17 protein-coding genes are annotated in these 17,054 nt (G+C 70.4%); 11 read left to right on the plus strand and 6 right to left on the minus strand.

What is annotated here, in order from left to right; genetic code table 11:
* The first annotated feature begins 37 nt into the window (after positions 1-37).
* Entirely contained in the window at positions 38-619 is a 582-nt protein-coding gene (locus ABWI07_RS04705; protein ID WP_149261738.1) for a TetR/AcrR family transcriptional regulator, read from the plus strand.
* A gap of 137 nt (positions 620-756) precedes the next feature.
* Positions 757-996: a hypothetical protein gene (locus tag ABWI07_RS04710; RefSeq protein WP_235037094.1), complete on the plus strand. Its 240-nt coding sequence runs from the start codon at positions 757-759 to the stop codon at positions 994-996.
* A gap of 28 nt (positions 997-1,024) precedes the next feature.
* Here ABWI07_RS04710 and ABWI07_RS04715 read toward each other — a convergent pair whose 3' ends face one another.
* The 3 genes from ABWI07_RS04715 to ABWI07_RS04725 form a co-directional block, all read right to left on the minus strand.
* Positions 1,025-2,233: a sensor histidine kinase gene (locus tag ABWI07_RS04715; RefSeq protein WP_149261737.1), complete on the minus strand. Its 1,209-nt coding sequence runs from the start codon at positions 2,231-2,233 to the stop codon at positions 1,025-1,027.
* A 487-nt stretch (positions 2,234-2,720) separates the two neighbouring features.
* Positions 2,721-2,972 carry a DUF4873 domain-containing protein gene (locus ABWI07_RS04720; protein ID WP_149261736.1) on the minus strand — a complete coding sequence of 84 codons (252 nt, stop codon included), beginning with the start codon at positions 2,970-2,972 and terminating at the stop codon, positions 2,721-2,723.
* A gap of 268 nt (positions 2,973-3,240) precedes the next feature.
* Complete coding sequence (locus tag ABWI07_RS04725) at positions 3,241-4,089, minus strand: helix-turn-helix domain-containing protein (RefSeq protein ID WP_149261735.1); 849 nt, start codon at positions 4,087-4,089, stop codon at positions 3,241-3,243.
* Positions 4,090-4,553: 464 nt separating this feature from the next.
* On the opposite strand from ABWI07_RS04725, the gene ABWI07_RS04730 reads away from it, so the two are divergent.
* Positions 4,554-5,372 carry a helix-turn-helix domain-containing protein gene (locus ABWI07_RS04730; RefSeq protein ID WP_160161039.1) on the plus strand — a complete coding sequence of 273 codons (819 nt, stop codon included), beginning with the start codon at positions 4,554-4,556 and terminating at the stop codon, positions 5,370-5,372.
* Positions 5,373-5,425: 53 nt separating this feature from the next.
* Here ABWI07_RS04730 and ABWI07_RS04735 read toward each other — a convergent pair whose 3' ends face one another.
* Positions 5,426-5,620 carry a DUF397 domain-containing protein gene (locus ABWI07_RS04735; RefSeq protein WP_160161038.1) on the minus strand — a complete coding sequence of 65 codons (195 nt, stop codon included), beginning with the start codon at positions 5,618-5,620 and terminating at the stop codon, positions 5,426-5,428.
* A 140-nt stretch (positions 5,621-5,760) separates the two neighbouring features.
* On the opposite strand from ABWI07_RS04735, the gene ABWI07_RS04740 reads away from it, so the two are divergent.
* The 6 genes from ABWI07_RS04740 to ABWI07_RS04765 all read left to right on the plus strand — a co-directional run bounded on the left by ABWI07_RS04740 (position 5,761) and on the right by ABWI07_RS04765 (position 13,534).
* Positions 5,761-6,678, plus strand: coding sequence for an AfsR/SARP family transcriptional regulator (locus ABWI07_RS04740; RefSeq protein WP_160161037.1), 918 nt, complete (start codon positions 5,761-5,763; stop codon positions 6,676-6,678).
* A 37-nt stretch (positions 6,679-6,715) separates the two neighbouring features.
* Entirely contained in the window at positions 6,716-8,791 is a 2,076-nt protein-coding gene (locus ABWI07_RS04745) for a hypothetical protein (protein WP_149261731.1), read from the plus strand.
* Positions 8,792-8,793: 2 nt separating this feature from the next.
* Entirely contained in the window at positions 8,794-10,134 is a 1,341-nt protein-coding gene (locus ABWI07_RS04750; RefSeq protein ID WP_149261730.1) for a hypothetical protein, read from the plus strand.
* The gene (locus tag ABWI07_RS04755; protein ID WP_149261729.1) at positions 10,118-11,479 is read left to right on the plus strand and encodes a DUF4407 domain-containing protein; all 1,362 of its coding nucleotides are present in this window, start codon (positions 10,118-10,120) and stop codon (positions 11,477-11,479) included. Before ABWI07_RS04750 ends, ABWI07_RS04755 begins: the two co-directional genes overlap by 17 nt.
* Positions 11,480-11,764: 285 nt before the next feature.
* A complete protein-coding gene (locus tag ABWI07_RS04760) occupies positions 11,765-12,292 on the plus strand; it encodes an FAD-dependent oxidoreductase (protein ID WP_235037093.1) in 528 nt (175 codons plus the stop codon).
* A gap of 234 nt (positions 12,293-12,526) precedes the next feature.
* Positions 12,527-13,534 (plus strand): RNA polymerase subunit sigma-70, encoded by a 1,008-nt coding sequence (locus ABWI07_RS04765; RefSeq protein WP_149261728.1) that lies wholly within the window; start codon positions 12,527-12,529, stop codon positions 13,532-13,534.
* Between the two features lie 102 nt (positions 13,535-13,636).
* On the opposite strand, the gene ABWI07_RS04770 is transcribed toward ABWI07_RS04765, so the two are convergent.
* Together ABWI07_RS04770 and ABWI07_RS04775 are read right to left on the minus strand one after the other, a co-directional pair.
* Entirely contained in the window at positions 13,637-14,200 is a 564-nt protein-coding gene (locus ABWI07_RS04770; protein WP_149261727.1) for a dihydrofolate reductase family protein, read from the minus strand.
* A 121-nt stretch (positions 14,201-14,321) separates the two neighbouring features.
* Positions 14,322-15,005: a LysR family transcriptional regulator substrate-binding protein gene (locus tag ABWI07_RS04775; RefSeq protein ID WP_353817722.1), complete on the minus strand. Its 684-nt coding sequence runs from the start codon at positions 15,003-15,005 to the stop codon at positions 14,322-14,324.
* 54 nt (positions 15,006-15,059) lie between these two features.
* On the opposite strand from ABWI07_RS04775, the gene ABWI07_RS04780 reads away from it, so the two are divergent.
* Together ABWI07_RS04780 and ABWI07_RS04785 are read left to right on the plus strand one after the other, a co-directional pair.
* On the plus strand, positions 15,060-15,443 hold the full coding sequence (locus ABWI07_RS04780; RefSeq protein WP_353817723.1) for a DUF5997 family protein: 384 nt from the start codon (positions 15,060-15,062) through the stop codon (positions 15,441-15,443).
* 379 nt (positions 15,444-15,822) lie between these two features.
* Positions 15,823-16,833 carry a glycoside hydrolase family 6 protein gene (locus ABWI07_RS04785; RefSeq protein ID WP_353817724.1) on the plus strand — a complete coding sequence of 337 codons (1,011 nt, stop codon included), beginning with the start codon at positions 15,823-15,825 and terminating at the stop codon, positions 16,831-16,833.
* The last annotated feature ends 221 nt before the right edge of the window (positions 16,834-17,054 follow it).

Here is a 17,054-nt window from a genome sequence, read left to right on the forward strand (position 1 = left end):
CGTGCGGGGACGGTCGACGGTCCGGCGGAGGTGCTCGATGGCCCGAAAGCCCGACGAGGGGGCGCGCGACCGCATCCTGGAGACCGCGTCGCGCCTTTTCGCCCGGTACGGCGTGCACGCCGTGGGGCTCCAGCGGATCATCGACGAGTGCGGCTGCGGCAAGAACCTCCTCTACCGCGAGTTCCGCAGCAAGGACGAGCTGGTCGTCGCCTTCCTGGAGCGCTGCAAGGACGACTGGGACGCGGTCGTCGCCGATGCCGCCCGGCCGGAGACGTCCGACCCGGGCCGGGAGATCGTCGCCCTGGTCGCCGCGGTCGCCGAGCGCGCCGCCGAAGACGGCTTCCGGGGCTGCCCGCTGCGCAACGCCTACGCGGAGTTCCCCGACGAGACCCACCCCGCCCACCAGGTCATCGTGGACCACTTCACCGCCAAGCAGGCGCACCTGCGCGACCTCGCGAAGCGCGCCGGAGCGCGGGACCCGGAGGCCCTCTCCGACCGGATCAACCTGATCATCGACGGTCTCAACGCCAACGGGGCCGTACTGGGCTTGAAGGGTGCCACAAGCGCCGCCGTGCAGTTCGCCCAAGACACCGTCGAGGCCGAAACGCGGCGAGCCTGAGCCTCCACCCCGCCTAAGGGCCCTGCCGGTGCCCTCGTCCCGACGACCTCGGACCTTTCGACGGCCTGCGGGGCTCGCATGGAGGGCGAGCGGCCGGGTAGGGCTCGGCACGAAGACCGACGGAAAAGGGGGGACCGATGAGTCTGATGCATGAGCAGGAGACCGGCGGGATTACGGGCACCAAGGACAAGGACTACAACCTGGTCTGGTTCGTCGAGCAATGCCTGAGCAACGCGCTGCGACTGGAGATCTACATCGCCGACGCCGAGCGCGAAGGCGACAACGAACTGGCGGACTTGTTCCGCCGTGCCCAGACCGAGAGCCGCAAGGGCGCCGAGCAGGGCAAGGACTTCCTGCGCCGGCGCCTAACCGCCTGACGCCGTTCGACAACGTCCGCGCGCCTTGTCAGGGGGACGTGCGGGGCAGGTGGAGGACCATGCGGGTTCCGCTGGGGTGGTCGGCGACGTAGAGGTCGCCGTGGTGAGCGCGGGCGATCTGGCGGGCGATGGGCAGGCCGAGGCCGGTGCCCTCGGGGTCGCTGCGGCGGGCGTCGGCGCGGCGGTAGAAGCGCTGGAAGACCGCTTCCCGCTCGTCGGCGGGTATCCCGGGGCCGTCGTCGATGACCTCGACGAACGCCTCCTCGCCGCGTTCGTGGACCTTGATGTGGATCAGGCTGGTGGCGTGCCGGTCGGCGTTGGTCAGCAGGTTGGCCAGCAGCCGCGCCAGGCGGACCGCGGACCCTTCGACCACGATGCCTTCGGTGATGTCGACGGTGGTGGCGCAGGCGAGGCCGGACCGCGCGAGTTCGGCTTCCACCAGCGCCGACAGGTCGACCGGTTCGGTGGGGAAGGGGGCCTTGCCTTCGAGCCGGGCCAGTTCCAGCAGGTCGCTGACGATGTCGCCGAGCCGTTCGGCGTCCTGCAGTGCCGCGTGCAGGACCTGCCGCGAGTCGGCCTGGGGGTCGGTCAGCGCCACCTGCAGCCTGGTCTGCAGGCCGGTGAGCGGGCGGCGCAGGTCGTGTGAGGTGTCGGCCACCACCTGCTGCTGCCGGCGCAGCGCCGCGCGGGCGGCGGCGGTGGCCTGCCGCTCGCGTCGCTGTGCCCGGCGCAGCCGCCGGTTGGCCTCCTGGAGTTCTTGCGCGCGCTGGAACAGCTCGGCTTCGGTCGCCTCCACCTGGTCGGCCAGGAACCCCTCCTCGGCCGCGCCGGCCGACCGGAGCCGCTGGATGTAGGAGGTGATCTCCTCGACCCGGTTGACCACACATGTGACTCGGCCGTCCGGTCCCAGCAGGGGGGAGTTCACCGCGGTCCAGTACCGTTCCTCGAAGTTTCCCGGCTGCCCGGCCGCCTGCACGTCGTAACGCACCAGCGGCATCACGTCGACGTCGCCTTCGGCCAGCACGCGCTCCAGTGAGGCGCGCAGCTCCTGGACGCCCTCCCCGGACGGACCACCCGAAAAGACCTCGAAGATCCGACGCCCGAGCAGCTGTCCGCGCGGGCGTTCCACGACATGCTCGTACGCCCGGTTCACCGCCAGGTACACCAGGTCGGACGACAGCACCGCGCACGCGGCGGGAACCGCGTCGAACACCGCTGAGTAATCCAGGGTGGTCACATTGACTGCCTACCCCGGCCGCGTCAAGAACTCCTCCCCACCGACCCCGCCACGCCCTAAGACGCGCGCTTATCCCGGACGCCGGGGACCACTTGGCGCTGCCGCCGGAGGTGGCCGAGATCTCGACCCGCTTCGAGCGCTCGGCGTCGGCGACAGGATCGTCCCCGTTGAGCGCGAAGGCCGGGTCCTGCCGGCCGCGCACTCACCCGAGCGGGTCACGGTAGTGGACGGCACGCAAGTGGGAGCAGATCGGCGACCCGCAACTCGTCGACTTCTATCGCACCTGCGGCGAGGCCCTCGACCAGCCCGCCGACAACCCACGGCTGGCCGAGCCGGCCGACTGCATCACGCGGATGGCCGACGAACAGACCGGCTGGACCAAGCTCACGCGCGGACCCCGAAGGATTCCGCCTCTTGATCGCCGTGCTCGAAAGGCAGCGGCCCATGCGACCGGGAGGATGCCGGCGCCGCTGGTCGGACGATCTGCTCAGCCGAAGGGCGGCGGACCACTTCCGACCAGCGTGACGACGTCGGACCAGGCCTCCGAACCCCCGAGCGCGACCTGTCCCTCGCGGCCGTCGGGAAGCCTCAACGTCCGGTCATGAGGATCGCTGGAATCGAAGTCGGCGATGGTCGCGGTCCCGGACCACTCCCGCTGCCTGGAGCGCAGATCGACGTAGACCTCGACCTCGGCTCCCCCGCTGCTGATCAAGGTGGCGGGCCCCCTGTAGCGGCTCACGCCCGGACCTTCTCATCGAGACTGGTGTGGAGTCTGTTCACGAAAACGCACCATAGTCCCAAGGTCGGACGTTCCCGTCCCGCGACCTCTAGTAGCAGAGGCTTCCTGCCCTACGCCGGCTGGTACCTGAACGGGACGCATCGTCGGCCTGTCCCGCACCCGCTCATGGAAATAGTCGATTTCCCGGCTCTCCACCCCCATCGTTTCCCGGTCCCCCTCGCTTCGATCGAGGTGACCACTGAAGCAAGGGGGTACGGGCATGCCCGGGTCAGAGCTCTACCCGCAGCGCCTTGAGGAAGTCGCGCGTCGCGGAGGGTGTCAGAGCGCGGGCCCACAGCTGCTCGAACGCCGACAGATAGAGGCCGACCTCCTCGGCGGCCTCGATCATCCGGCCGCCCCCACCGAACTGCTCTGTGTAGACGACGCGCGGGTCGGCGGCGAACTCGAAGATCTGCGCGGGGAAGCCCTGCGCGTTGCTCGGGCCTCGGCTGAACGGCATCACGCGCAGCTCCAGCTTGTTCTGGTCGGACGCGTGGATGAGCCGGTCGAGTTGGCCCGCCATGATCGCGGTGCCGCCGGCGTACCGGCGCAGCGGCGCCTCGTCCAGCACGATCGCCAGCTGCGGACCGTCCGGCCCGGTGGCGATCCGCTGCCGCTCGGCCAGCAGTTCCACCCGCCGCTCGATCGCGGCGCTGTCGAGTTCGTCGGCCGCGGTCAGCTGGGCTCGGGCGTAGTCCGGGGTCTGCAACAGCGGGCTGACGGCGCGTTCGTCGTAGATCGAGACGCGGACCGCGTCTTCCTCCAGGCTCAGCAGGTTCTCGGTGCTCTCATCCATCACGGCGGAGTAGGCCGACCACCAGCCCTTGCGGCGCGCCTCCCGGACCATGGTGAGCAACTCCTCGCGGCGCTCGCCGCTCACCCGGTAGAAGTCCAGCAGCTCGCGGGCGTCCTGAATCCGGACCGCGACGAGGTTGTTCTCGATCCGACTGATCTTGGCGGGCGAGCACTCCAGCCGCTCGGCGACCTCCTCCAGGGTGCGGCCGGACGCGCCCCGCAGCCGCTGGAGTTCGGCAGCCAGCCTCCGGCGCTGCATCACCGGGCTCCTGCCACGTGCCATCCCGTCCCCTTTTCCGCCGTCTCGCAGCTCGACGTTACATCTTGCAATTTGCGTTCTGCGCCCCGCTCTCGCCCTGGAGTCGAACTCGGGGGGCAGGGCTTGATTACCTGGAGGATACGTGGATAGGCGCTCACGGCCGCGAGAGGTGTCCGGTACCGTCGGGAAACCGTCCCGGTGGCCGTTCGCGGAGTTGGAGAAGGTCTGCGCCCTTTGTGCGCCGATCCTGCTGGCGGCCGGCTGGACATGGCCGGCGCTCGCGGCGTTCGTAGCGGCCCTGCTCTGCTGGCTGCCCCAGCCTCTCGGCCGGCTGCGGCGCGCCCTCTGGCCTCCGGTGCGTGGGCGGCATGCCCAGTGTCGTGGGGAACGTCACGCAGGTGACCGGGGTATCCCGGATTGCGAGGACTAGCCGCGCTGATGCATAATCAGCAAATTGCAGGTTGCAAACGATCACCGCGGGGGTGGGGATGGGGATCTGGCAACGTCGCCGGCTCGGCACGCATCTGCGGGGGCTGCGTACGGCGGCCGGTCTCGACGCCGGCGCTGCGAGCGCGGCGCTCCAATGGCAGCCGCACAAGCTCGAACGCCTGGAGGCGGGGTTGGCCGGCATCCGGCGGGCCGACTACAAGGAACTGGTCGCCGCGTACGGAGCGGAGCCCGAGGAGGCGCTGCTCGCCGGCACCCGCGACTGGTGGGCTCCGTACTCCGACGACATCGGCGACGACTACGAGACCATGCTGATCCTGGAGGAGAGCGCCGTCCGGATCCGCACCCAGACCGCCGGCCTCATCCCCGGACTCTTCCAGACCCGCGGCTACGCCGCGGGGCTGTTGGGCACCCGCCGCGACCAGCCGTGGCCGCGGATGGAACGGCTCGTCCGGCTCCGACTGGAGCGCGCCCGCGTCCTGAGCGGCGACATCGGCCCGGAGGTGGAAGCCGTCATCGACGAGGCCGCGCTCCGCCGCCCCGTCGGCGGCGCCGCCGGGATGCGCGCCCAGTACCAGCACCTGATAGAGCTGGCGCATCGGCCCCGCGTGACGATTCTGGTCCGCCCGTTCGCGGCACCGCCTTTCCGCGAGGCTGGCTTCACCTTCCACCTCTTCGCGCTGCCGGAAGAGCCCGGAGGAATCAATTCGGTCGTGCAACTGGAGGAATTCGACCGGGAGTATTTCGAATGGACCGCCGCGGAGGTTGACCGGTACGCGGACGCCTTCGACCGATCCCGGGCCGGGGCGCTCGACCCGGACGCCTCGATCGTGTTCCTCACCCGGCTGGCGGCGCGGTGACCGGACTGACCGCCGGGCGCCTGCAGGGGCGGCGCCCGGCGGGCCCCGCACGGTCAGCCGCGCAGCATGGCCAGGAGCCGCCGTGCCGCGACCGGGTCCAGCGCCAGCGTGCCGCCCTCCGGGTCCTTGGAGTCGCGCACCAGCAGCCCGGCGCCGTCGCCGGCGACCTCCACGCACGCGTCATTGTGCGAGCCGCTGTAAGAGCTCTTGCGGAAGGCCGACCGCTTTCCGCTGTCAGAGACATCCATGGATCTGCTCCTCGCCCGGCGGGCCCGATGCCCGCCGACAAGGTGATCATCCGTTTCGATGCCGGGAAAGCAGCGGGGCGCGCGACCGGCAATACCACCGGCAATTTCGCGTTCCATAAGGACCGATGAAGGGGGAGAATATGCCGAACGATCTACCGGCGCCCAGGACCGGCGCCGCAATCCGGACGTTCGATTCCATCGAGGTGCGCGACAAGGGTCGCGCGCTGCCGCTCGGCGGCCCCACCCACCAGGCGGTGCTGGCGCATCTGGTGATCTCCGAGGGTTGGATCGCCCGGGGCGCCCTGGTCTCCTACGTGTGGGACGGGAAGGAGGAGCCGCTCGGCGCCGACGAGGACCTGCAGCGCAAGGTCCGGGACGTCCGAAAGGTGCTGGAAGCGGCCGGGTTCGACTCGGACGTGCTGGAGACGGTGAACCGCGGCTACTGGCTGAAGCTGCCGCGTGTGGCCGACTTCCAGCTCTTCCGCGACCACGCAGAGCACGCCCGGCGGATCGCCGGGGAGGCCCCGGCCGCCGCCGCCGACCAGATGGCCGGCGCCTTGGACCACGTCGCGGGCACCCCTCTGCCCGGCCTGGCGGGCACCCGGGCAGAGGCGTTCCGGCAGCGCCTCCTGGCGGAGCGCGCCGAGGCTCGCCGCCTCCTGGAGTTGTGGTCGCTGCAGGCCGGCCGCGAGGAGGCCCGCGTCCCGCTGCTGCGCGAGGCCCTCGCCGAAGACCCCTACGACCAGGTGATGGCCGGCTACCTGATGTACGCGCTGGCGAAGCTGGGCCGCTCGAAGGAGGCCCTGTCCGTCCACGACGCGATGCTCGACCGCCTCACCCGCGAGGGCCTCCCCATCGATCCGCGGCTGACCGCCGCCCGCGACCGCATCCGGGATGGCGGCGTCGGCCCCGGCACCGAGGCCCCGGCTCCCGACCCGGCCCCCGCCGCCGCCCCCGGGAAGGCCGCGAACCACCACCACGAGTACCACCGGATCAAGATCGCCGAGGGCGGCACGGCCCAGTTCGGCGTGGTCAACAACTTCCCCACCGGGCCGTGACCCGGGACCACTCTCACCCACGGCGGTTGGTCGACCCGTGAACGAAGCGAACACCCAGCAGGAACCCGACAGCGAATCGGCTACCGAGACGGGCGAGCAGCCCGCCGGCGACGGTGCGAAGGACGAGCCCAGGGGCGGCGGCACCCGAGCCACCCACCAGTTCACGCAGGAGGCGAACCAGGAGTTCCACACCAAGGTCGAGAACCACGGGAACGTCTACCTCGGGATGCACGGCGCCCCGGGCGGGACGACGTCCAAGGCCGTCACCGGTGAGCTGAGCAAAGCGGAGATCCACACGCTCCGGACCAGCCCGGTCCGGTCACCCGTGCACGGCGAGGCGGTGCGACTGCTCTCCGATGCGCGAGTGCTGGTGATTTTTGGGCGGCCCGGCAGCGGGCGCGAGCACGGCGGCACCGCCGTGCTCGCCTGTCTCGACCCTCAGAAGATCTTCGTGCTGACGCCCGGGCTCATCTTGGACGAGCTGGCCCGCCGCGGCTACCAGGAAGGCTGCGCCTACTTCGCCGAGGCCGTCCGGGAAGGCGCCGACCGGCGGATGGCGACCGACGCCTGGCGGCGGGTCCGCACCAGGCTCGCCGACTGCGGGGCATGGCTGCTCGCGGTGTCGGCAGAGGAGGCCGGGGACATGTCCGGCGCCGGAGGCGTGCGGCGGCTGCGCTGGGAGCCCCCCGACATCGCCGAGATCCTCACCGCGCACGGCCTTGACGCCGCGACCGCCGAGGTCGTCCGGGACGAACTGCCGGACGAGCCCGCCATGGGCAGCGTCATCCGGACCGCCGAGCTGGTCGCGTCCGGTACAAACCCGAAGGAGGCCGTCCAGCACACCTTCGGGCTCGCCGCCGCCGCGACGGTCCGGGATTGGTTCGCGAGCACGCCGTCCCGGGCCGAGATCTGCTCGGTCACCGTCCTGGCGCTGACCGGGGGCCTCCGGCACCGCGACCACGGCATGTGCCTGATGAAGTTCGAAAGCATCCTCGACAAGCACATCCCGCCGTCGGCCGACGACGACAAGGAACGCGAGGACCTGCCGCGGCGGCGCGGCGCCGTCCTGAACGGCGACGGGCTGATGACCTGCGACCGGATCGTGCGCCACGGCGCCGCCAGCAGCCGGCTCCGGTTCAAGGACCCCGCCTACCGGTCGCATGTACTGCGCGAACTCTGGGGCGAGTACGACGAGCGGTTCTGGTACGTCGTCCACGAGTGGGTGCACGAGTACCTGCTGGACGACACCGTCCGGTTCAACCTGTCGGTCGGGCTGGCGCTGCTTGCCCGCGAGGCCTACGACGAGGTCGAGCCCGACTACCTGCTGCCCTGGTCGCAGGGCCGGGACGGCTGGCGGGGCCAGCAGGCGGCAGTGTGGGTGCTGTCGGTGATGTGCACCGATGAGGCGCTGTCCAAGACCGCCCTCGACACCGCGAACGACTGGGTCAACCACGGCACGTCCCAGCAGCGGTGGACGGGCGCCGTCGCCTTCACCGGCCTCCTCGGCGTCCGCTACCCCGAGGAGGCGGCCCGCCGCATGTGGCAGCTGGTCACCCAGTGCACGTCGATCAGTCCCGCCGTCGCGCAGAGCATGGGGCAGCTGTTCGCCACGCTGGTGGAAGCCGAGGGCAGGTCGCACCACGTCCTGGCGCTGCTGCGCAAGCGGCTGGACCTGCTGCGCCCGACCGGCCGGGACGCGCCGCGGTACCGGCTGGCGATGAAGGCCGTGCTGGCGGTGCTGTCGACCAAGCTGCCCGATGGCGGGAAGCCCGCCATCGTCGTTCTGCTGCTGGCCCGCCCCGACCGGCGCCCGCTGATCTGCCGGATCTGGGCCGACGCGCTGCGCTACGGCCCGGCCCGCCTGGGCGCACTGCGGGCGCTGGCACAGGCGCTGCGCGGTATCGAGCGGCTCAGCGAGCACGCCGAGCGGGAGGCCACCGCGCTCGGCGAGGAGCTGCGCCGCGCGCTCGGCCCCGCCGAGCAGGCGGCGCTCCGCCGCGACCTGCCGAATGTGATGGCCCGGAACCCGGCGCACCGCGACCGCCCGTCCCCCCTGACCAAGATCCTGCTGGCCGCGCTGGACGCGGCGAGCCCGTCCCCCGAGAGCGAGTGACGATGCCCTATCCGATCACCGAGCAGTGCCCCCTCGCCGAGGCCCGCAAGCACGGCCGCGCCGGCTTCAAGCGCAAGCAGCGGGTGGCCGCGGAACTGCCGCCCGCACGGCCGCACCAGGCGTACGTGTTCCAGATCGGCGACCGCTTCACGGTGCTGCGGCATCCCCGGCCCGACCACCCCGACGCGATCGAGGCGACCAGCGTCAGCGTCGTCGACATGGCGATGGGCGTGAGCGTCGCGGTGCGGCTGCCGGTCGCGTCGCAGGACGCGCAGACGTTCCAGGTGGACGTCATGTTCGACTGCACGGTGGTGGACGCCTCCCGGGTCGTGAAGTCAGGGCTGCGCGACGTCACCGCACCGCTGGAGCAGTACCTGCGCGAGCACAACGAGATCTTCGAGGTGGGCCTGCGGCGCGGCCTCGCGGAGTGGAAGGAGTTCAAACTGGACGTGACCGCGCAGATCAAGGCGTACGCCCACTTCATCCAGCCGACGGTGCCGGGCATGCGGATCGCGCTCGCCGCGGTGGACGTCCAGACGCCGCCGCCGATCAGCAAGGTGGAGGGCACCCTCGGCGAGGACGCCGGCGAGCAGCGCGTCGCGGACCAGAAGGCGGAGATGGAGCGTGACGCGGAACGCCGGACGCGCGAGTTCAGGGTCGAGATGCAAGAGAGGGAGCGGGAGGCCGAGCTCCGCAACCGCGAGGAGCGGGCCGAGTTCGCGCGCACCCAGCTCGACCACGACTACGACGCCATCGGCAACGACCCGGTGCGCGCGACGATCCTCGCCAACCAGTACGGCGCCATCGGCCACGAAGATGTCGCGGTGACGGTCGGTGAGCAGGACCGCCGGGAGGAGGAGCACCGCGAGAAGCTCCGGTTGGAGCAGCGCGGCGACGCCCAGGCGCTGCTGGACCGCGAGGAGCGGCTGCGCCTGGAGCGGCGCGCCGACTACCGCGCCGTCGCTGAGCAGGAGCACGAGGACAAGCTGCGCCGCGAGGTGTGGGACCGGGAGGAGAAGCTGGCCGAGATCGAGGCCGGGCGCAAGGACATGATCCGCCGCGAGACCTGGGACCGGCAGGACCGCCGGGATCGCGACGAGCGCGAGCACCAGGACCGGCTGCACGCGCTGGACCTCCGGCTGAACCTGCTGCGGGAGATCGCCAAACACGGCTACCTGGACCAGATCAATGTCGATGTGGAGGGCCTGATCAAGGGCCTGCAGGCCGACTCGGGCAAGCCCGCCGTGGATTCCGGCCAGCGCCCCGAAATCGTCGAACCGAGCCGTGACGCCGCCGACGACCAGAGCATCGAGGACCTCACCGAAGATGACGACGACTACTGACCCTTCCCGCGACGTGGGCCCGTTCACCGCGATCACCCCTGAGGCGTTCCGCCCCGTCCCTCCGAGCACCGGCCCGCTCCGCCTGGTCCGTGACCTGATCGGGGTCATCGACGAGCGGCTGTGCTGGTCCCCCGAGGAGCGCCCGCGGCTGGCCTGGCAGGGCGTGATCACCCTGTTCACCGGCTGCATGGCCGCGGTATCCATGAGCTTCTTCCTGTACCGCGTCTTCGGCCACCCCGCGGTGTTCGCGGTGGCGCTGTTCTGGGGCGCCCTGATCTTCGCCCTGGACGCCTGGCTCATCTCCTCGGCGCAGGGCGTGGTGAGCGGCGCCCGCAAACTCGTGCTGTTCGTCCCGCGGATTCTGATGGCCGTCCTGATAGCCGTGGTGATCGCCGAGCCCTTGGTACTGCGCCTGTTCCATGAGGAGATCCGCCAGGAGGCCCTGCAGATCCGCCAGGTGCAGGCCCTGGAGTACGAGAGCAGGCTGCGCCGGTGCAACCCCACCACCGGCCTGCCGAGTACGTCCTCCGACTGCGCGGGCAGCACCCTGAGCGTCGCGGGCTTTCCCGCAGGCGTTCAAGCGGACCTGGACGCCAAGCAGCGAGAGCGCACCCAACTGACCGACCAGATCAGGCCAATCGAGCGGAAACTGGACGCTCTGGAGAAGCGTGCCCGCGAGGAGTGCGACGGCACCGGCGGCACCCGGCGCTACGGCAACGGGGTCAACTGCAAGGCCAACCGCGCGACGTTCGCCACCTACAAGAAGACGTCCGGCATCGACGGCCTGCACCGGCAACTCGCCGCCGTCAACGCCAAGATCACCGCCTTGACCACGGACCTGGGCACCGGCACGGCCGGCTACGCCGCCAACGTGAACAAGCGGATCGCGGAGCAGGTGGCGGAACGCAAGAGCGCGGCGAAGGGCATCGGCGTCCTGGAGGAGATCAAAGCCCTGCACCACCTGGCATCCCGGGACACCAACGCCGGCGCCGCCCTCTGGCTCCTGCGCCTCCTGCTCATCATCGTCGAGTGCGCCCCCGTCCTGACCAAACTGCTGGGCGGTACCGGCAAGTACGACCGCCTGCACGAGGCCCGCCTGACGGCCAACGAAGTCGTGCACCGCCGCTGGGTGGATGCGCAGACGGCAGCCGAACTCGACCGCATCGAAGTGGCCGCGGCCAAGGAGAAAGAGCACAGCGCCGCCCTGATGGCCCTGGTCAACGAGGCGGAACACGACCGCGAACTGGCCGCCGTCCGCCGCCAGGAAGCCGATGACGCCGCGGAACGAGCCAACCTGAAGCGCAAGATCGACGCCTACGCCGCCCAGATCCGTGGCACCGCATGAGGCCGCGAACGTTTCCGTCACGGCCGCCATCAGGCGAAGTCGATGGAGGGCCGTCCCCCGGGCGTCGTCTGGGCCGCACCAGCCCTTGCAGACCTAGGCGAAGCCCTGCAAACGGGAGCTGGAGACCTCGAACCGCTTCTTCCACCTGATCTGGCGGTCGTTCGCACGCGGCACGATCGGCGCCCCGGCCCTCGGGATGGGACGGATGGCGGAGCAACTCGCGGCCCGGTTGCCGGACGGAGCAGTGTCACTGGAGACCGCCGTGCGAGCGGTCACAGGCGAGGGGTGCAGAGCTCCGAGGGAGAGGCATTCGAGGCGGATGCCGTCATCGTGGCGACCGACCCCGCCCAGGCCGCCGCCCTCGTCCCCGAGATCGACGCGCCCGTCATGCGGGACGTCACCACCTTCTACCACGCGGCGCCGAAGTCCCCGCTGGAGGAGCCCCTGCAAATCCTGGACGCCGAGGGGATCATCACCGACACCCTCGTTCTCACCGACGCGGCGCCCGAGTACTCCGCCGACGGCCGCGCACTCATCTCGACATCCGTGCTCGGGATCGACGCCGACGAGTCGCGCGTGCGCGGCCGGCTGGAGGAGATCTACGGTGACACCGCCGGGTGGCAGCTGATCGCCACTTATCCGATCAAAGCCGCTCTTCCGGCGATGCTCCCGCCACTGCGGCTGCGCCGTCCGGTGCGGATACGCAGGGGACGCTACGTATGCGGCGACCACCGCGACACCGGCTCCATCCAAGGAGCCCTGGTGTCCGGCCGCCGTGCCGCCGAAGCCGTCCTGGCCGACCTGCCCGGCTGAGCCGGGTACCTGGGAGGGCGGCCTGCGGGCCCAACGTGCTGTCGAACCTTGGCATTGCGCGGCTTGGACCCGGACCCGCGGGACACGGTTGCTCGACGCGAACACGTCCACTGGATCGCCCCGACCCGTCCGGTCTGACGAACGGGTCGGTGTCAGCGGCTTCACCGATCAGAAATCCTTCGCCACGCCGTCAGTTCTGGTGGCCCCTCGCCACCCGCGGAAGGATTGACGACCATGACCGACGCCGGCCTGCTGGACGCCGACACGGCCGCGTTCATCGCGGCGGCCCGCTCGAACGACACAGCTCAGTTCGCGCTCATCACGGAGCGCTACCGGCGGGAGCTGCAGGTGCACTGCTACCGGATGCTCGCGAACTACGAGGACGCTCAGGACATGACGCAGGAGACGTTCCTGCGGTCGTGGAGCAAGCGAGAGTCGTTCAAGGGCAACGCCGCGCTGCGGACCTGGCTGTACCGGATCGCGACGAACGCCTGCCTCGACTTCCTGGAGAAGCGCAACGACCGCACACCCGTGCCCGCCGAGCTGCCGGACGCGGGCTCGGAAATGCGCTACCTGCAGCCATACCCGGACCGGATGCTTCCGGAGGACCCGCAGGAATCGGTGGTGGCGCGGGAGACGATCGAGCTGGCGTTCATCGTCGCCGTCCAGCACCTGCCGCCGAGGCAGCGGGCGGTGTTCATCCTGCGGGACGTCCTCGGCTGGCCGGCGTCGAAGGCCGCGGACGCCCTCGAACTGACCGTCGCGTCGGTGACCAGCGCACTGCAGCGGGCGCGCGTGACGATGCGCGAGCAGCTGCCCGACCGCCGCCTCGACTGGCGGAGCTCTGCCACGCACGAGCTGTCGGACGACGAGCGCGGCGTGGTGAAGTCGTACATCGACGCCCATGAGCGCAACGACCTCGACGGGCTGATGGCCCTGCTGCGCGACGACCTGCGCTTCATGATGCTGCCCGGGTCGGGCACCGTGGACGTCACCGCCAAGGACGCGGTGGACGGCTGGGTCGCCGGTGGGCTCTTCCAGCCCGGCCACGACGACTGGCGCTGCATCGCCACGACGGTCAACCGCATGCCCGCCGCCGTGCTGTACCTCCGCACCCCCGACGACCCCGAATACCGTCTGTTCAATATCGCGGTCCTGCACATCGTCGACGGGAAGATCGCCGAGCTCACCGGATTCGACGCCACCGACAAACCATGGCTGAACCTGCCCGCGACGCTGTGACCGGACGAGTCCCCACCGGCGACGACTCATAGTCGAGGGGCACGGCGAGCGTGCCAGAAAGGATTTCGACCTGGCCTTAGGAGCCGAGCATCTGGCCCGTGCTCATCGCCTCGTCTCGTATCGGGTCAGCAGCACGCCGCCGGGAAATGTCCGCGTCTCGACCAGGTTCAGCTTCACCCAGCTGTCCAGCGCGGTGAAGAACGGCTTGCCGCCGCCCACCAGGACCGGCACGGTGACCAGCACGTACTCGTCGATCAGCCCGGCCCGCATCGCAGCTCCGGCGAGTGTGGCGCTGCTGATGTCCATCGGGCCACCGTCCTCGGCCTTGAGCCGGGTGATCTCGGTGACCGCGTCGCCGGTGACCAGGCGGGCGTTCCAGTCGACCTTGTCGATCGTCGATGAGAACACCGCCTTCGGCATGTCCCGCCAGCGGCGGGCGAACTCGATCTCCGCCGGTGTGGCGCCGGGCTGCCGGTCGGCGGTCGGCCAGTGGGAGCTCATCATCTCCCACAATCTGCGCCCGTACAGCGCCAGGCCGGTCGCCCCCACCCGGTCGGACCACCACTGGAACAGCTCGTCGCTCGGCACGCTCCAGCCCAGGTCGTCGCCGGGCGCGGCGATGTAGCCGTCCAGGCTCAGGTTCATGCCGTAGGTCAGTTTCCGCATGGCGTCAGCCTCCTGTGAGTCGATCTCACACCTACAGACGGGCGCGGCGCGGAAACCTAATCGGTGTGCGATCTGCGCCGGCAGGTAGTCCCCGCGTCCCGACGCAGCACGGCGTACTCGGCTACGTCCGGCGGCGTTTTTGGTGGCGGCGCTTGGGGGTGGAGCGCTGGCGGGGCGGCTTCTTGCGGGCGGGCTGTTGTTGGGCGTTGCGGCCGCGGGAGCTGTTGGGGGTGCGGCCGCGGACGATGCCGATCAGTTCCTCCATGAGATCGGTCGTCTCGGCATCAAGCCAGGCCAGGCCGATCTGGGATTGGGGAGCGTCGGTCACGGGGCGGTAGGTGAGGTCTCTGCGGTGGTGGAGGCGGGCCAAAGACTGCGGAAGCAGCAGGATGCCGGCCCCCGACGCCACCAACTCGATCGCTGCAGCGGTGTCATCGGGACGGGTGAAGGCGGGCTGTCCGGGGCGGTCGTCCCAGGTCAAGACCTCGTCGAGCGGCTCGAACACGTCCTCGTCGGCGAGATCGGCAAGCTCGACCTCCTCCACCGCGGCCACCGCGTGGTCCTTGGGCACCACCACGACGGTCGTCTCCAGGTACAGCGGGATCACATGGAGGGCCTCGCGGTCGACGGGCAGGCGTACGAACGCCGCGTCCACATCGCCCTTCCGCAGCAGGGGGACGGCATCGGCGGCGGGGAGCTGCACCAGCTCAAGCGGCACATCCCGCACCCGCTCGGCCCATACCCCCGCCCACTTCCCGGGCGTCACCCCCGGCACGTAGGCCAGCCGGAACTCACCTTCGGTCACTCCCTCAGCGTAGTCCCGTCCAGGCAGCCCCTTCCGCTGGCTACCCTTGGGGCCATGAGCGCGTCCAAGGCGAAGACCCCGCAGACCATGAAGCCCGCGACCGCGGCCAAGAAGCTGGGGATCCTGCTGTCGGCGGCGCCCGCCGAGTTCCAGGAAGGCCCTGTTTCCCGGGACGAATTGAACGCGCTCCAGGCCGACCCGCCCTCGTGGCTCGCCCAACTTCGCCGCGAAGGCCCCCACCCCCGTCAGGTCGTCGCCGCCAGGCTCCGTGTCTCCGCCTCAGGTCTCGCCCGCGCCGGCATCACGGGCCCCCTCACCACAGCCGAGATCGAGAACCTGAAGGCCGAGAACCCCGACTGGCTGGAACGCGAGCAAGCCGTCCGTGTCAAAGTCCGCGAAGAGGAACTCCGCCTCAAGCAGCAGCGCGCCAAGGCCTGACTCCCGTAATGCCCCGGCCGAGGCGCCGGGGCTGAGGCATGTCAGGACGCCGAGCCGGCCGGGAATCATCGCCGACACCTGCGCTTCCGTGCTGCCCGAAGGCGTCCACACCACCGCAGAGAAGACCACTGCAGATCAGCCCCTGACCAGGCCCGCAATATCGGTGGCCCGCAGGATCGCAATGACGGCGGGCTGCTCTGCAGCTGGATGAAGATGAAATCGTGAAAGGGCTCTTGACTCGAATTGAAGTGCGTCGATAGTTTCGCGGGAAACGTCCAGAAATAGTGCATTGGACTCGTCCGCTTCCTATGATCCGCTGAAAGATGGCCGGAGAGCCGGCGGACGGTGCCGCAATGACACCGGACAGGAAAGGACCCCCGTGCTCCCCGCTCTCCGCAGATGGACCATCACCGCCATCGCCGCGGTCACCGCGTCGACGGCCGCGCTGACCGGTGCCCACCTCACCGGACAGCAGCCGCAGGCCGCCAAGGTCGCCGCCGTCTCCTATGCCCCACCCGAGGCCAAGGCGATCGCCGCGGCCAACCTGTACGTCGACCCGAACTCCAACCCGGCGGCCTGGGTCGCCGCCAACCCCGGCGACCCGCGGGCCGCTCGCATCAAGGCGGCCATCGCCGACCGGCCGATCGCACGCTGGTTCGGCAACTGGGACAGCGATATCACCGCGGCGGTGTCCCGCTATGTCGGCGGTGCCGCGCAGACCGGGGCCACGCCGACGCTGGTGGCCTACAACGTCCCGGGCCGTGACTGCGGCAGCCACTCCGGCGGCGGCGCGGGCAGCCCGGAGGCCTACCGCACCTGGATCGGGCAGTTCGCCACGGCCATCGGCGACCGCCGGGCGATCGTCGTGGTGGAGCCCGACGCGGTCGCCCAACTCGACTGCCTGCCGAACGACAGCGAGCGGCAGATCCGGCTCGACCTGCTGAGATACGGCGTGCAGCAGTTCAAGCAGAAGGCGCCGAACGCCTGGGTCTACCTGGACGCCGCCAATGCCAACTGGATTCCCGCCGGCACCATGGCCCAGCGTCTGCAGGCCGCCGGGATCGCAGACGCACGCGGCTTCTCGGTCAACGTGTCGAACTACTACACGACCGAACAGTCGGTCACCTACGCCAAGGCCGTCAATGCCGGGCTCCCCGGCGGTAAGACCTTCGTGGTCGACACCAGCCGCAACGGCAACGGCTCCAATGGTGAATGGTGCAACCCGGCCGGACGCAGGCTCGGCACCCCGCCCCGCGAGGGAGCCGATGCGGAACTGGAACTGTGGGTCAAGGTCCCAGGCGACTCCGACGGCGACTGCGGAATCGGTGCGGGGATTCCCGCCGGCCAGTTCAGCCCCGACTTGGCCATTCGCCTGATCGACGGCACTTGATATCCAGGCGTGCCGCCCGCGCCGCAGCCCACCATCCCGGTGGAGGGCGACAGGTGGTCACGCCGACCTGACAACCGCCGTCCCCTCGGCCCGTCCCGGCGTCATGTCCGGGGCGGGCCGACGCCGCAGCCAGTGGCGGGTGGGGTGGCCGGCCCACTGGGGTGCGGTTTTCCGAACGTCCGATTCGGGGGCGGGCACGATCGATCGCCGTGCTCCGCCCG

The organism is Actinomadura sp. NPDC000600, assembly GCF_040492135.1.
Taxonomy (GTDB): domain Bacteria; phylum Actinomycetota; class Actinomycetes; order Streptosporangiales; family Streptosporangiaceae; genus Spirillospora.